Genomic DNA, 15,227 nt, shown 5'->3' with positions numbered 1-15,227 from the left:
GAGCTGCCGGGCCTGGCGGCGTGGGGCCACCGGGCGTAGCGGTTCGGGGCCACCGCACGCGGCGACGCAGGTCACCGTACGCGGCGACGCGGGCGCACCGGGCGCGGCGACGCAGGTCCGCCGGACGCGGCGGCCCCACCTCGGCGGGCGGGTCTCAGCCCTTGGTGGCGGTGTCGAGGGCTCCGCAGATCTCCTGCGGGGTCGACTCGCCGTACGCCCCGGTCAGGACCTGGGTGATCGGGTCGGACGCGGCGCCGATCCAGACGTCGGGCAGGACCGCGTAGTCGACGGCGGCGTCGAGGCCGAGCGACTTGGCGAGCAGCGGGTCGGTGGCGTACGAGGCGAAGTCACCGGTGGTCGGGGGCAGGATGCCGCCGTCCTTGACGAAGTCGCCGAGGGTCGCCTCCGCGTAGAACTTCGTCACCAGCTGACGGACCTTGTCGATCCTGTCGGGCTGGGCGCCCTGCTTCGTGATCATGAATCCGACGCCGGTGAAGCCCTGGTAGGCCGTCGGCTTCGAGTAGGCCGCGCCGCTCGGGGCGGGGAAGCCGCCGAGGGTGGTGCGCGTCTCGATCCCGGTGCCCGAGGCCTTCGACTCCGTGTACGCCCACGAGCCCGCGGACATGATCGCGGCCTTGCCGGAGTAGAAGGAGGCGTACATGTCGTCGGAGCTGAGACCGGCGACGTTGTCGACGAAGACCTTGGCGTCGCGCAGGTCGGTGAAGAGCTTGATCCCGTTGAGGACCGACGGCGTCGCGCAGTAGCCGCCGCCCTTCATGACCTTCTTCATCGTCTCGGCGTCGGTGAACGACTGCGCGATCTGGTAGAAGAGCTTCTGGCCGCTCCAGTCGTTGCCGCCGACGGTGAGGGGCCCGACGCCCGCGGCGCGCAGCTTCTTGGCGGCGGCGACGAGCTCGTCGGTCGTCTTCGGCACCGCCGTGACACCGGCCTTGGTCAGCAGGTCGGTGTTGTACCAGAGCGGCCAGCTGAACCCGGAGAACGGCAGGCCCTGAAGCTCGCCACCGGCCACGCCGCCGACCCGCCACTCGTCGAGGGCCTCCGGCTTCATCTTGTCGGCGAGGCCCCAGTCCTTGACGTACTGGTCGACGGGGACGGTGACGCCCGCGTCCAGCCAGCCCACCGTCTTGTCGAACAGATTGACGATCACCAGGTCGGGGGACTTGCCCGCCGCCACGGCGGTCTCCACCTGGTCGTCGATGGCCTCAAGGCCCTCGGTGGAGTTGATCTTTATGCCGGTCTCCGCGGTGAACGCGTCGAAGACTCGCTTCTGGGCCGGAGCCGCCGAGTTGCCCGACGTCCAGCGGGTGACGACGTCGATGGAGCCGCCCTTCTCCGTTCCGGCCGCCCCGCCCGGCGCGGCCGGATCATCGGAGCCGCAGGCGGTGGTGAGGGAGAGGGCGAGGGCTCCGGCGGCGAACGCGGCCACGGCTCGTACGGCCCGTGGCGTGGTGCGGTGCATTGGGCTTCCTTTGTTTCGCATTCCGGGGGGTGGCCGGGATCCATGTGTCCCGGAGGTTACTCAGGAGTTGCAAGGACGTTGCTGAGGCGTACGAACCACAGCGTGCAGGAAGGGACACCCCGGAGTCAATAAGAAAGATTAGTAATTTATTAAATGCTGGAGCCGCGAACGACCAACGTCGCCGGCGCGGCCGTGATCACACGCGGCGGAGCCCCCGACAGGACCCCGGCCAGGGTGTCCCCGACCAGCTCGCCCAGTGCCTGGACGTCGTGGCTCACGGCGCTGAGCGAGGGCTCCGCGAGCTGGCACAGAGCCGAGTCGTCCCAGGCCACGAGCGAGAGGTCGGCCGGGACCGCCAGGCCGAGGCGGCTCGCCTCGTGGAGTGCGCCGAGCGCCATGACGTCGTTGTCGAAGATCAGCGCCGTCGGCCGGTCGTCGATCCCCATGAGGGTGGTGACGGCGCGCACCCCGGCCGCCTCGGAGTAGTCGCCGTCGAAGGTCGTCGTACGCACGCCGTGCTCCAGCGCGACGGCGTCGAACGTACGGCGGCGGATGATCGTGTGCGCCATCTCCGCCGGGCCCGCGACATGGCCGAGATGCGTGTGCCCGCCCGCGACCAGCGCGGCGACGACGTCGCGCATGGCCACCTCGTCCTGCGTCCACACCGTCGGCAGCCCCCCGGCGGTGACCGGGTCGCCGATGACCACGGCCGGCACACCCAGCTCGCCGACGAGCGCGACCCGCTCGTCACCGGGAAGCAGGTCGATCAGGATCATCCCCTGCACCTGCCCGTGGGCCGCCCACGCGCGCATCCGGTCGCTCGCCTGCTGGATCGTGGCGACCACCTGGAGGAGCACGGGCACCCCCAGCGGGACGAGGACCCGCTCCATGCCCGCGATGAACTCGTGGAAGAACGGCTCGGCACCGAGGACCTCGGCGTCGCGTACGAGGGCGAGACCCACCGGCGTGCCCGCCCGCGGGCGTGTCTCCGTGCCCGCCGTACCCGTCGATGCCGCGCCCATCGGCGCCCCTCCCTCGTGCCCTGACTTCATGAACTAACCTCGTTCCCCGTAACGTAGTCGTGCCGTGGACACGGCGGGGGCGAGAGGCGGTCGAACGTGGCACGACGGGAGTCCACGGCCACGGGGCCCGGTAGCCGTGCGCTCGTCGTCGACCTCATCCGGTCCTCGGGGCCGATCAGCCGGGTGGAGCTCGTCAAGGCGACCGGGCTCACCCAGCCGACGATCTCCAACATCGTCCGCCGCCTGATCGACGACGGCGTCGTGCGCAAGACCGGTGCCACGGTCGCGACCGGCGGCAAGCCACGGACCCTGCTCGTGATCAACTCCCGATCAGCATACGGCGTCGGGATCCGCGTCGGCGCCGACACTCTCACGTGCGTGGTGACGGACACGCGCGGCGGCACGATCGGGCGCGAGCTCGTCTCCGCGCCCCCCGCCGGGAAGCCTGAGGACGTCGTGGCCCAGCTGGCCGCGCTCTACCTCGACGTCACGCAGGGCCTCGGCCTGACACCGCAGAGCGTGGCGGGGCTGGCCGTCGTCGGCCCGGGTCCCGTCGACGTCGCGCGGGGCAGGTTCCTCGCGCCCCCGGGCCTGGAGCGATGGGTCGACCTCGACCTCGGCCGGTCCCTGACCGCCAGGCTGGGCGTGCCGGTGCTCGTCGACAGCGACGCCGCCGCCGCGGCCGTGGGCGAGTTCTGGGGGCGGCAGGTCTCGCGGGAGCGGACCTTCGGCTGCCTCTACATGAACTCGGGAATCGGCTCCGGGGTCGTCCTCGACGGCGCGCTCCACCGCGGCGCCAGCTCCAACGCGGGGGAGATCGGTCACGTCTCGGTGGTCCGCGACGGCGCGCGGTGCCGCTGCGGCAACCGGGGCTGCCTTGAGCTGTACGCCGCGCCCTCCGCGCTCGTCCACCGCGCCCGGTCCACCCCGAATCTGGCGGACCGCCTGGGGATCCGTCCCGGCGACCTGGACGCGCGGGCGTTCGACGTCCTCGCCCGCGCGGCGATCTACGGCGACCGGCAGGCCCGCGCGCTGGTCGACGAGTCGGCCTCGCTCCTCGCCGACGGCGCCATGACGCTCGCCAACCTCTGGGACCTCGACACGCTCGTGCTCGCGGGGCCCGGCTTCGCCGTCGCCGGTTCGCTCTACGTCAGCGGGATCCGCCGCCGCCTCGCGGAGCGGGCGTTCTCGCGCGAGGTCCACGCGGTGCAGGTCGACCTGTCGAGCAATCCCCGCGACTCCGCGGCCATCGGCGGGGCGGCCCTCGTGCTGCAGGGATCCGTCGCCCCCGGCCACGGACCCCAGGTCGCCGCACCGCAGGCGTGACGCGGCCGTACGGGATCAGAACATCATGATCGTTTATGGTGCCCGCGGGAGCCCGGTGGCGTGAGGCCGATACCGGCGGGTTACCGCGCCCTGTCGAACACGTCGTACGGTGCCCGCGGGAGCCCTGTACCGGCCGATTCTCGCGCCCTGTCGACCGCGTCGCCCTCGTCCCATAAAAACGGCGGGGAATGCCGGGTGTGGCGCGGAGGTTGATGGTTGTCATGACAACTGTTGGATTCATCGGCAGCGGAAACATCGGGGGCACCGTCGCCCGGCTCGCCATCGCGGCCGGCTACGACGTGGTGCTGAGCAACTCGCGCGGCCCCCAGACGTTGAAGGACCTGGTCGACCAGCTCGGGCCGAGGGCCACCGCCGCGACCTCCGCCGAGGCCGCCGCGACCGGCGACCTGGTGGTCGTGAGCGTTCCGCTCCGGGCCTATCGCGACGTCCCGGTGGAGCCGCTCGCCGGCAAGACCGTCCTCGACACCAACAACTACTACACCCAGCGGGACGGGGCCTTCCCGGAGCTCGACGCCGGATCCACCACGTCCAGCGAGCTGCTGCAGCGACACCTGGCGACGGCCAAGGTCGTCAAGGTCTTCAACAACATCTACTTCGAACATCTGCGGGCACTGGCCAGGCCCTCCGGCGCGGCGGACCGCAGCGCCCTGGCGATCGCGGGCGACGACGCCGGCGCGCGGGGAGAGGCGACCGCGTTCCTCGACCGGATCGGCTACGACACCGTCGACGTGGGAACCCTCGCGGACGGGTGGCGCTTCCAGCCGGGAACCCCCGCGTACGGCCTCCTCTACGCGGGGAACATCGAGAACTTCTGGGAGTCGCCGGGAGTGCCCGCCGACGCCGAGGCCCTCCGCGCGAAACTGGCCGCCGCCCAGCGCTGACACCCCGGGCGGCCCGATTCCACCCCCGTCGAGGCCGTCGCCCGGGAATCTCATGGGCGGCGTATGACGGCTCGCCATGCCCTTGCCGCACACCGCCGCGACTCTCTCGATCCGTGATCAGGTGAATGACCACGTCATCGCATTCACCGTAAATATGATCCTCGTATGGCATCGCCCTCAGCACCGAGCTCGCAGCGGAGAGACCTGGTCAGGAGAAGGTGGTGGTGGCAGGGCCCGATAATTCTGACCTCCGTCACGACGACTCTCGCCGCGATTTCCCCGGGCGGCGATTTCATGATGACCCTGGCCGTCGCCTTCTTATGGCTGTTGACTTTGTGCTGCTGGGCGGCGGTTGTCTCCGTCACCGAACTCAGGCGTGACGTGATACTGGTTCTCACTCCTCCTCTCGTAGGCACTCTTACTCTTTTGCTCGCCGGTTCGGGAATTCCGATGCGGGCAGCCTTCTTGATCTCGGAACCCGCGCTCGTCGAGTACGCGAACTCCTTGCCCGAGGGAGAGAAGTGGACACAGACGGAGCGGCGCGTCGGCCTGTTCGTGGTCGACGACGCGCGACGGTGGAGAGGGGTCACCCAACTCTCCATCTCGGGCAGTGGCGGGATGCTCGAAAAATGCGGTTTCGCCCACACTCGCGATGGGCGCACGGAAAATTTCCACGCGTCCACGATCGACCACATGACCGGCCACTGGTACACCGTCTGCACCGACTTCGACTGACCTCGCGATTCACGAACGCCTGCTTCCCGAGGACCGCCCTGCGATCGGATCAGCCCCGGTGAACAGCCCGTCCGCTCATGGAACGGCTCCGGGGGTACGGTCGCACCGCACCTGCCATACCCGGTCGTTGTCGCGATCACCGCGGAGTGGCGGGCCGGTGTGAAACCGGCCCGCCACGGGTCAGGCGGTGGGAGCGATCCCGCACCTGCGGGAAGCGGGATGGGTCACATTCCGGCGGCCGGGGCGGTCTGCTCCGCCGTCGGGTTGGCCTGCTCGGCGGTCGGGACGGGCTGCTCCGCCGTCGGGTTGGACTGCTCCTCGGTCAGGGCGGACTGCTCGGCGGCCTGGCGGATCCGCTCGATCTGCGCCTTGGTGACGTTGAGGGTGCCGAACTCCTTGACCGCCTGGTAGTAGGTCCAGGCGAGGCCGTTGCAGGTGCCCCTGGGGATGGTGGAGTATCCCGCGCAGACCTGCTTCATGTCGAAGTAGAACGCGTCATCGATGCGCGGCTTGTTCGCCGGGAACTGGCTTACCGCCTTGTAGTTGCGGTAGCCGAAGTCGTGACGTCGGCACGGCATTCTGAAGTCGAAGCCGAGGGGCTGGTCGGGGCTGGCCGAACACAGGTCGGTCGACCAGTCGAAGGCGTAGTCCGCCCAGCTGCCCTGGTTCTGCCAGGCGGAGGTCCAGCTGGAGGCGCTGGCCGCGGTGGGCTGGCTGAAACTGGAAAGTGCGGCGAGCTTTTGCTGCAGTGTGACCGCGTAGGCGGGCAGCGTTAATCCGAGCAATGCGACGAGAGAGAGGGCGACAGTTGCGAGGGCGCGCTTCACCATGGACTCTGCCTTTGGCTGGGGGGCATCTCTCGTGGCAGGAATCTGCCACGGCCTAACAATGAAACGAAACATCCTGTGACACCGGAACATATCTTCGTGAAGATCGGCCCGGATATTCGTCGACGACAGCTCTTTACAGCATTTACAACGTCGGGTAAGACGTGTTTCGCGGGTTGGGACACGGGGACGGGCGCTCCGCTCGCGGCGCCTCCGGGTAGCCGGAACGAACACACCTTCCGGCGATTCCCCGCTCCCCCGCGTACGGCCTATCGGGTCAGGGCGTCGGCGATTCGCCGGCGGAGCGGGGTTTCGTGGTCGGGATCGGTGTGCAACGTCACGGTCAGCCCGGCACCGGCGGCATCGGCCAGGACGGAGAGCAGGGTGGCGAACTGTTCGGGGGGCTCGGCGGCGAGGAGTTCCTCGGCGTGCTCCACGATCAGGGTGACGTTCCCGGTACCGGTCGTGTCGCGCAGGGAGTCGGTGAGCGCGTCCCAGTTGCGGCCGAAGTAACCGGGGAGCCGTAGGACCCGCGCCACCTCCTCGAAGAAGGCGGCGCGGTTCTGACATGCGCGCCCGTCAACGACCGCGGGTGCCGGGCCGGTGGACACCGTCAGCCATGGCGGCAGCGGACGTGCGGCGAATGTCATGGAAGGTCCTAGAGGCGGTAGAAGTCGGTGTAGTGGTTCGGCGAGAACCAGGTCGCGCCGGTGCTGCGGTTGACGACGATCCGGTAGGCGTCACGGGCGGCGCCCCGCGCACGGGAGTAGACGTCGTACTCGTAGTAGGTGGCACCGGCGGGGAGCTGGCCCTCCCGGTTGTAGTGGCGTCCGCCGGTGTAGTTGTACTTGCCACCCGACCAGGTGTACCAGCCGCTGGTGGTGGGGTAGCCCTTGGAGGCCCAGGTCGCGTTGGCCGAGCGCGCGTCGGAGCACCGGGAGATGGTGCAGGAGTTGAAGACCGACGCGCTGGCGGGGGTGATGCCGACCACGCCGGTCAGGGACACGATGGCGGCGAGGATGACGGTGAGCTGTGCCAGCCGGGTGGGCCGGGGGCGCTGGGAGGTGTGCACGAAGTCTCCTTGCAAGGGGGGTGCGGTGGTGACCGACATCCGTCAGGATCGCCGCTCGGCGGCTGTCAGGTAAAGGCAAAGATCGCCAAAGGTGCGGTGAACTCTTAGCGGATCCGAACCGACGCCCGGGGGCGTCTCCGGCAGAGCTGGAGCGAGCCGTTCGTCAGCCGGTCAGGCGGCGGGTGTGGATCGCCCGGTAGCGGGAGGGCGGGACCCCGTACCGGCTCACGAAGGCGGTGCGGAGTGTCTCGGCGGATCCGAAGCCGCAGCGTGCCGCCACGCCCGGCATCGGCAGTGACGTGGTGACCACCAGGTGGGCGGCGGCCTCGGTGCGGGCGTGCCGGACGAAGTGGCCCGGCGCCTGTCCCAGATGCTCGAGGAACAGCCGGGTGAGGTGCCGTACGCTCACGCCCGCCACGTCCGCCAGGGCGGCCGCGGTGAGGTCGCCGCCGGGGTTCGCGCTGATGTGGTCGACCACCCGGCGGACCAGGTCGTGCTCGGGGGGTGGGGCGGCGATGAACATGCTCATCTGCGCCTGGTTGCCCGGCCGCTGGAGGTAGGTCACCAGGTCGCGTGCGACCAGCCGGGCGAGCTCGGCGCCGTGGTCCTCCTCGACGAAGGCCAGCGTCAGGTCCAGGGCGCTGGTGACGCCCGCCGACGTGGCCACCTCGCCGTCACGGATGTAGATGGGGGCGGGGTCCACGGTGACGCCGGGATGGCGGGCGGCGAGCTCGCCCGCGAACCGCCAGTGGGTGGTGGCACGCCTGCCGTCGAGCAGGCCCGCGGCGGCCAGCACACTCGCCCCGGTGCACACCGACGCGACCCTCCGGCTCTCCCGTGCCAGCCGCCGGACGTGTCGGACGATCAGCGGGTTGGCGGCGGCCCGCGCGTGCCCCCACCCGCCGGAGACGACCAGCGTGTCGAGCGGGCCGGTGAGCCGTTCGAGCGACTGCTGGCTCTGCAGCGTCAGTCCCGTCGCGCAGGTGATCGGATGCCCTCCGGGGCTGACGACCCTCGTCCGGTACGGGGTGCGCACCCTTCCGATCATGTTCGCCAGTGCCAGGCTGGTGGTGACACAGGCGATGTCGAGCAGTTCCGCGTCCTCGTAGCCGACTACGGCGATCTGGCGTCCGTCCATGGTTCAACGTAGGCCGACGGACCCGTCCGCGCGAGCACGCGAGTGCCACACAGGTGATTCCCAGCCTCCTGAGCTCGTTGTTCTCGGCCGTACCGTTCCCTGTTCACACTGCGTTCAGGGCGGCCTTCGAGACTCGCAGATTGGGACCAAGCTGCAGATGACCGAAAGGTTTTATTGTGAAGGACCAGAACATCGAAGACCCCGAGCAGTCGTCGATCTCGCGACGCCGGTTGGTCAAGTACGCCGGCCTCGGGGCGACGCTGGTCGCCGCGAGCCCGCTGGCGACCGGCAACGCGGCGTGGGCGGAGGGAGACCCCGAGCGCTGGAGCGAGAGCCGCGGTGACTCCCGCAACCGGGTGTGGCGCGCCGGTGACCACCACGTGCACTCGGAGTACAGCGGCGAGTTCGACACGTCGACGAACCCGCCCAAGTTCAGCAAGGGCGCGGACGCCGTCTACCCGATCGTCACCAACGCGATCATGGCGAAGTACTTCGGCCTCAGCTGGGCGATGTGCACCGACCACGGTGGGCCGACGCACTCGAAGGTGAACCTTGAGCAGGCGTACCCCGACCTCCTGCGCTCGCGCGTCCTCGTCCCCGAGGTCCTCCAGTTCTGGGGGATGGAGTTCGACGCCCCGGCGCTGGACCACCACACGCTGATGATTCCCCACCACTCCGGTGAGGCGCAGCAGCTGTTCGAGCTGGAGAGCCGCTTCGCCAAGCACGACGCGTTCCCCGCCGATCCCAGCCGCGACACCGAGGCCAAGATGGTGGAGTTCCTGAAGGCCGCGAAGGACATGCGGCAGAAGCCGCTGGTCATCGCCCACCACGCCGCGCGGTCGGCGACCGGCCTCGGCGTCTACGGGCAGGACACCCCCCGGGAGTTCCGCAACGGCAACAACGCCGCGCCGGAGATCTACGTCGGCTTCGAGGGCGCTCCCGGCCACCAGGCGGGCCCGCTCAACGGTGGCGCGCGCGGAGGGTACGGCAACCACCCGACCTACGGCGGCTTCGACCAGATGACCGCCCGCGTCGGCGGCCTCTGGGACTCGCTGCTCGGCGAGGGCCGGCGCTGGTGGATCACGGCGACCTCGGACTCGCACGTGCACTGGACGCGCGGCGGCGCCGACTTCTGGCCGGGCGAGTACAGCAAGACCCACGTGCTGGCCAGGCAGGACTACGCCGACATCATGGACGGCCTGCGCAACGGGCGGATCTGGGTCGGCACCGGCGACCTGATCACCAGCCTCGACGTCACGGCGAGCACCCAGGGCCGCGAGGCCACCACGGGTGAGACGCTCACCGTGAGCCGCCGCAACCGTACCGACGTCGACATCGAGATCAGGTTCCGGCCGCTGGAGGGCAAAAACGCCAACGGCGACCACCCCGAGGTCCGGCGCGTCGACCTGATCACCGGCCGGGTCACCGGCCCGAGCAGCAACCTCGACGCCGACACCAACCCCACCACGAAGGTCGTCGCGCGCTTCGGCCCGCGCGACTGGCGCAGGTCGGGACGCGAGTACGTCATCCGCCACACCCTGCGCAACGTGGAAGGCGACTTCTACGCCCGCGTACGTGGCACGAGCACCGACGAGGCCGAGCCGCTCGCCGACGGCAAGGAGAGCCCCTGGGACGACCTGTGGTTCTACTCGAACCCGGTCTTCGTCCAGTACCGCTAGCACCTCGAACGCGTGAGGACGCCCCACCGGCCCGAAAACCGGCGGGGCGTCCTCATGTCTTTGACATCCGAAATATCCGGGGCCGGGCCGTCTGTCGCAGCCGTGGGTGCCGTCAGGACACGACGCTGATCCCGGGCATGGGGCAGAGCATCTCCTTCTTCGCGGGGAACTGCTTCTTCGCGCTCCAGGTGACCGTCTCGCCGGGGGGCACCTTCACGAGGGTCTGGGCGAAGTCGAGTGTCGTCGCCTTGGTGGTGGTGAAGTAAACGACGAGTTTGTAGGTGACGGGCTTCTTCCCGGGGTTGTTCGCCGTTCCCTGGGCACCCCAGCCGCCGGGTATGGCCTCGCACTTGGTCTGGACGATGTTCTTGCGGATATCGGGGTCATTGGCCATCTTCGTCGGCAGCGGGTTCGCCTCGGCGGCCGCCTCGGTCGGCTCCACGACCGGTGACTTCTCCGACACCACCGCGGCGTTGCGCATGGTGTCCACGTTCGAAGAACATCCGGCCGCCAGCACTGAGGCCAGCATCACCAGCACCGGGGCTTTTACCACCGAAGGTGACGCACATCGTATATTCACTGAATGACTCCCGCAGCATCAGTTGATTTATACTGATATTCGGATCCTCGGCCGATACGGAATCGTAGCGTCGGGCCAAGGGCATCCACCGGATGCGCCGGATTCTCACGGAGCCCGCGTGTTCAATGCGCGGAACGACCGTCGAAGCCGTTTCTTCACGATTGCCATGGAGCGGTGGACGCCATATCACCCACGAGAATACAACCACTCCCGGCGACCGGCATTCTTCGTTGTCCAAGCTGACCCCGTTTTGAGGTAATATTCACGCTCATCGGGAGCGAATTCTCCTCTCCTGTCTCGTATGACAGATAAGGCCATTTCGGTGCCGTGGCGGGTTCGTCCCGCGCCGATGAGCACGCGCCAGAAACGCGTTCCGCGGTGGGTGCTGTCGCACCCACCGCGGAATCCCGTCCGGTCGGCGGGCCGGGTGAGTCCTCTCCCGGCCCGCCGGTCGCCGTGATCGGGCGGCGCCGTCACGGGCGCCGGGCCGATCACTTCCCGTTGTTCAGATGACCTTCACCCGCCCGGACGGGGCGGGTTCCGGCCCGCTCAGCGGCGCCTCTTGTGGTGACCTCCGTGGTGCCGGTGGTGGCGGTTCTTACGGTCGGTGATCTTGACCTTGGTGGAGTCCGACGAGTTGTTGCGGATCTTGTTCTCCTGGCGGTCCACACCGACGGCCTGCGGCCTGGTCCCCGTGCCTCCCGCGACCGTGACCGTCACGCTCGACCCGCCGGAGGTGACGACCGGACCCGTCGGCGGAGTGCCCGACGCCGTCGCCGTGTTCACGATCGAACCGGCGTTGATGTCGGCCCGCGTGACCGTGTACGTCCCCGTGCAGATCGTCGAGGCCTGCGGCGCCAGCGACGTCACCGGGCAGGTGACCACCGGAGGCGTCCCGGTACCCGAGAAGGACGTTTCCGCCACACTGATCCCCCGCAACGTGACGGCGCCGGCGTTGGTGACCAGGTACGAGTAGGTGATCGTCTGGCCCGCCGCCGACACCCTGCCGGGAGCCGCCGTCTTCGACAGTGTCAGGGTGGGATCCGCCGTAACGGTCACCGTCGCCGTCGCCGGCGGAGACGTGACCGCCGGACCCGTCGGCGGCGTACCCGACGCCGTCGCCGTGTTCACGATCGAACCCGCGTCGATGCCCGCCTGGGTGACCGTGTACGTCCCCGTGCAGGTCGTGGTGGCCTGCGGCGCCAGCGTCGTCACCGGGCAGGCGACCACCGCGGGAATCCCCACCCCCGGAGGAGCGGTGTCCGTCACGCTGATCCCCGTCAACGTGACGTTGCCGCTGTTGGTGACCAGGTACGAGTAGGTCACCGTCTGACCGGCCGTCGTCACCGTGGTCGGCGACGCCGTCTTGGCGAGCGTCAGCGACGAGACGTCCGCGGCCGTGACCGTCGCGGTCGACGGAGCGGAGGTCGCCGCCGGACCCTCCGGCGGAGTGCCCGTCGCCGTCGCGGTGTTCACGACCGAACCGGCGTTGATGTCGGCCTGCGTGATCACGTACGTGCCCGTGCAGGTCGTCGAGGCCCTCGGCGCCAGCGTCGTCACCGGGCAGATGACCTCCGGAGGTACCCCCGAGCCCGAGAACGTCACGTCCGTCGCGCCCACACCGGTCAGCGTCACGTTGCCGGTGTTGGTGACCAGGTAGGAGTAGGTCACCGTCTGGCCCGCCGCCGTCACCGAACTCGGCGACGCCGTCTTGGCGAGCGTCAGGGCGAAGGCCGGTGCGGCGGTCACCGTCGCCGTCGACGGGGCCGACGTGACCGCCGGACCCTCCGGCGGAATGCCCGACGCCGTCGCGGTGTTCACGACCGAACCCGCGTCGATGTCGGCCTGGGTGACCGTGTACGTACCGGTGCAGGTCGTCGTACCCTGCGGCTCCAGCGTCGTCACCGGGCAGGTGACTACCGGAGGCGTCCCGGTGCCGGAGAACGCGGTGTCCACCACACTCAGCGCGTTCAGCGTCGTGTTACCGGTGTTGACGATCGCGTACGAGTACGTCACCGTCTGCCCGGCCGCCGTCAGCGTCGTCGGCGACGCCGTCTTCAGCAGTGCCAGGCTGGGTGCGTCCGCGATGGTGATCGTCGCCGTCGACGGGGCCGAGGTGACCGCCGGACCCTCCGGCGGAGTGCCCGACGCCGTCGCCGTGTTCACCACAGAACCGGCGTCCACATCGGCCTGCGTGGTCACGTAGGTGCCCGTGCAGGTCGTGGTGGCCTGCGGCGCCAGGGTCGTCACCGGGCAGGTGACCACCGGAGGTGCCCCGGTGCCCGAGAAGGACGTGTCCACCACGCCCACACCGGTCAACGTGACGTTGCCGTTGTTGACGACCAGGTAGGAGTAGGTGATCGTCCGGCCCGCCGCCGTCGCGGTGACCGGCGACGCCGTCTTCATCAGCGACAGGCCGGGAGCCTCCGCGACGGTGGTTGTCGCCGTCGACGGCGGAGACGTGATCGGCTCCCCCGTCGGCGGGGTGGCCGAACCCGTCCCGGTGTTCACGATCGAACCGGCGTTGATGTCGGCCTGGGTGACTACGTACGTGCCGGTGCAGGTCGTGGTGTCCTGCGGCTCCAGCGACGTCACCGGACAGGTGACCACCGGAGGCGTACCGGTACCCGAGAACGCGGTGTCCACCACACTCAGCGCGGTCAACGTCGCGTTACCGGTGTTGACGATCGCGTACGAGTACGTCACCGTCTGCCCGGCCGCCGTCAACGTCGTCGGCGACGCCGTCTTCAGCAGCGTCAGGCTGGGTGCGTCCGCGATGGTGATCGTCACCGTCGACGGAACCGACGTCACCGCCGGACCCTCCGGCGGAGTACCCGTCGCCGTCGCCGTGTTCACGATCGAACCCGCGTCCACATCCGCCTGCGTGGTCACATACGTGCCCGTGCAGGTCGTGGTGCCCTGGGGCTCCAGCGTCGTCACCGGGCAGGTGACCACCGGAGGCGTCCCCGAGCCGGAGAACGCGGTGTCCACCACACTCAGCGCGTTCAGCGTCGTGTTACCGGTGTTGGTGACCAGGTAGGAGTAGGTGATCGTCCGGCCGGCCGCCGTCGTGGTGGACGGCGAGGCCGTCTTCAGCACCGACAGACTGGGAGCGTCCGCGATGGTCACCGTCACCGTCGACGGAACCGACGTCACCGCCGGACCCTCCGGCGGAGTACCCGTCGCCGTCGCCGTGTTCACGATCGAACCCGCGTCCACATCCGCCTGCGTGGTCACATACGTGCCCGTGCAGGTCGTGGTGCCCTGCGGTTCCAGCGTCGTCACCGGGCAGGTGATCACCGGAGGCGTCCCGGTGCCGGAGAATGCGGTGTCCACCACGCTCAGCGCGGTCAGCGTTGTGTTGCCGGTGTTGGTGACCAGGTAGGAGTAGGTCACCGTCTGACCGGCCGCGGCCTCCGTGGTCGGCGACGCCGTCTTCAGCAGCGCCAGACTGGGCGCGTCCGTAATGGTCACCGTCGCCGTCGACGCGGCCGACGTGACCGCCGCGCCCTCCGGCGGAGTGCCCGTCGCCGTCGCCGTGTTCACCACCGAGCCCGCGTCCACATCGGCCTGCATGGTCACGTAGGTGCCCGTGCAGGTCGTGCTGTCCTGGGGCTCCAGCGACGTCACCGGGCAGGTGACCACCGGAGGCGTCCCCGAACCGGAGAACGCGGTGTCCACCACACTCAGCGCGGTCAACGTCGTGTTGCCGGTGTTGGTGACCAGGTAGGAGTACGTCACCGTCTGACCGGCCGCCACCTCCGTGGTCGGCGACGCCGTCTTCAGCAACGACAGGCTGGGCGCGTCCGTCACGGTCGCCGTCGACGTCGACGGCGGGGACGTGATCGGCGGCCCCGTCGGCGGAGTGGCCGAACCGGTCGCGGTGTTCACGATCGAGCCCGCGTCGATGTCGGCCTGGGTGACCGTGTACGTCCCCGTGCAGGTCGTGGTGTCCTGCGGCTCCAACGTCGTCACCGGGCAGGTGACCACCGGAGGTGTCCCGGTGCCCGAGAACGCGGTGTCCGTCACGCTCAGCGCGGTCAGCGTCGCGTTGCCGTTGTTGACCACCGCGTACGAGTAGGTGATCGTCTGCCCGGCGGTCGTGATGACCGACGGAGAAACGGTCTTCAGCAACGACAGGCTGGGAGCGTCCGCGATGGTCACCGTCGCGGTCGACGGAGCCGACGTGACCGCCGGACCCGTCGGCGGAGTGCCCGTCGCCGTCGCGGTGTTCACGATCGAACCCGCGTCCACGTCGGCCTGCGTCGTCACGTACGTGCTGGTGCAGGTCGTGGTGTCCTGGGGCTCCAATGTCGTCACCGGGCAGGTGATCACCGGAGGCGTCCCCGAACCGGAGAACGCGGTGTCCACCACGCTCAGCGCGTTCAGCGTCGTGTTGCCGGTGTTGGTGACCGCGTACGAGTACGTGATCGTCTGACCGGCCGCGGCCTCCGTGGTCGGCGACG

12 protein-coding genes and 1 pseudogene are annotated in these 15,227 nt (G+C 69.5%); 4 read left to right on the top strand and 9 right to left on the bottom strand.

The features are described 5' to 3' along the window. Positions 1–154 precede the first annotated feature (154 nt). Positions 155–1,480, bottom strand: a complete 1,326-nt coding sequence (locus ACW9TB_RS16930) for an ABC transporter substrate-binding protein (protein ID WP_472748983.1) — start codon at positions 1,478–1,480, stop codon at positions 155–157. Positions 1,481–1,629: 149 nt separating this feature from the next. Beyond that, positions 1,630–2,502, bottom strand: coding sequence for a LacI family DNA-binding transcriptional regulator (locus tag ACW9TB_RS16925; protein ID WP_472748982.1), 873 nt, complete (start codon positions 2,500–2,502; stop codon positions 1,630–1,632). Between the two features lie 96 nt (positions 2,503–2,598). Here ACW9TB_RS16925 and ACW9TB_RS16920 point away from each other — a divergent pair, with 96 nt between their 5' ends. From ACW9TB_RS16920 to ACW9TB_RS16910, 3 genes are all read left to right on the top strand, one after another. Then, a complete protein-coding gene (locus tag ACW9TB_RS16920; RefSeq protein ID WP_472748981.1) occupies positions 2,599–3,828 on the top strand; it encodes an ROK family transcriptional regulator in 1,230 nt (409 codons plus the stop codon). Between the two features lie 221 nt (positions 3,829–4,049). After that, positions 4,050–4,730 carry an NADPH-dependent F420 reductase gene (locus ACW9TB_RS16915; RefSeq protein WP_472748980.1) on the top strand — a complete coding sequence of 227 codons (681 nt, stop codon included), beginning with the start codon at positions 4,050–4,052 and terminating at the stop codon, positions 4,728–4,730. A 165-nt stretch (positions 4,731–4,895) separates the two neighbouring features. Then, positions 4,896–5,465, top strand: coding sequence for a hypothetical protein (locus ACW9TB_RS16910; RefSeq protein WP_472748979.1), 570 nt, complete (start codon positions 4,896–4,898; stop codon positions 5,463–5,465). A gap of 224 nt (positions 5,466–5,689) precedes the next feature. On the opposite strand, the gene ACW9TB_RS16905 is transcribed toward ACW9TB_RS16910, so the two are convergent. The 4 genes from ACW9TB_RS16905 to ACW9TB_RS16890 form a co-directional block, all read right to left on the bottom strand. Beyond that, positions 5,690–6,295 carry a phospholipase gene (locus ACW9TB_RS16905; protein ID WP_472748978.1) on the bottom strand — a complete coding sequence of 202 codons (606 nt, stop codon included), beginning with the start codon at positions 6,293–6,295 and terminating at the stop codon, positions 5,690–5,692. 266 nt (positions 6,296–6,561) lie between these two features. Next, positions 6,562–6,942: a barstar family protein gene (locus tag ACW9TB_RS16900; protein WP_472748977.1), complete on the bottom strand. Its 381-nt coding sequence runs from the start codon at positions 6,940–6,942 to the stop codon at positions 6,562–6,564. Between the two features lie 8 nt (positions 6,943–6,950). Further along, the gene (locus ACW9TB_RS16895) at positions 6,951–7,364 is read right to left on the bottom strand and encodes a ribonuclease domain-containing protein (protein WP_472748976.1); all 414 of its coding nucleotides are present in this window, start codon (positions 7,362–7,364) and stop codon (positions 6,951–6,953) included. A 163-nt stretch (positions 7,365–7,527) separates the two neighbouring features. Then, complete coding sequence (locus ACW9TB_RS16890) at positions 7,528–8,502, bottom strand: GlxA family transcriptional regulator (protein ID WP_472748975.1); 975 nt, start codon at positions 8,500–8,502, stop codon at positions 7,528–7,530. A 176-nt stretch (positions 8,503–8,678) separates the two neighbouring features. On the opposite strand from ACW9TB_RS16890, the gene ACW9TB_RS16885 reads away from it, so the two are divergent. Further along, positions 8,679–10,181: a CehA/McbA family metallohydrolase domain-containing protein gene (locus ACW9TB_RS16885; protein WP_472748974.1), complete on the top strand. Its 1,503-nt coding sequence runs from the start codon at positions 8,679–8,681 to the stop codon at positions 10,179–10,181. 112 nt (positions 10,182–10,293) lie between these two features. Here ACW9TB_RS16885 and ACW9TB_RS16880 read toward each other — a convergent pair whose 3' ends face one another. From ACW9TB_RS16880 to ACW9TB_RS16870, 3 genes and pseudogenes are all read right to left on the bottom strand, one after another. Then, entirely contained in the window at positions 10,294–10,710 is a 417-nt protein-coding gene (locus ACW9TB_RS16880; RefSeq protein WP_472748973.1) for a hypothetical protein, read from the bottom strand. Between the two features lie 600 nt (positions 10,711–11,310). Next, positions 11,311–14,895 carry a beta strand repeat-containing protein gene (locus tag ACW9TB_RS16875; protein ID WP_472749149.1) on the bottom strand — a complete coding sequence of 1,195 codons (3,585 nt, stop codon included), beginning with the start codon at positions 14,893–14,895 and terminating at the stop codon, positions 11,311–11,313. 108 nt (positions 14,896–15,003) lie between these two features. Then, positions 15,004–15,192: pseudogene (locus ACW9TB_RS16870) on the bottom strand (DUF7507 domain-containing protein); the annotation flags it as partial. Positions 15,193–15,227: the final 35 nt, after the last annotated feature.

This window comes from Streptosporangium sp. H13245 (genome assembly GCF_055690525.1).
The sequence above is the reverse complement of the archived record's forward strand: the minus strand, read 5'-3'. Positions and strand labels throughout refer to the sequence as shown.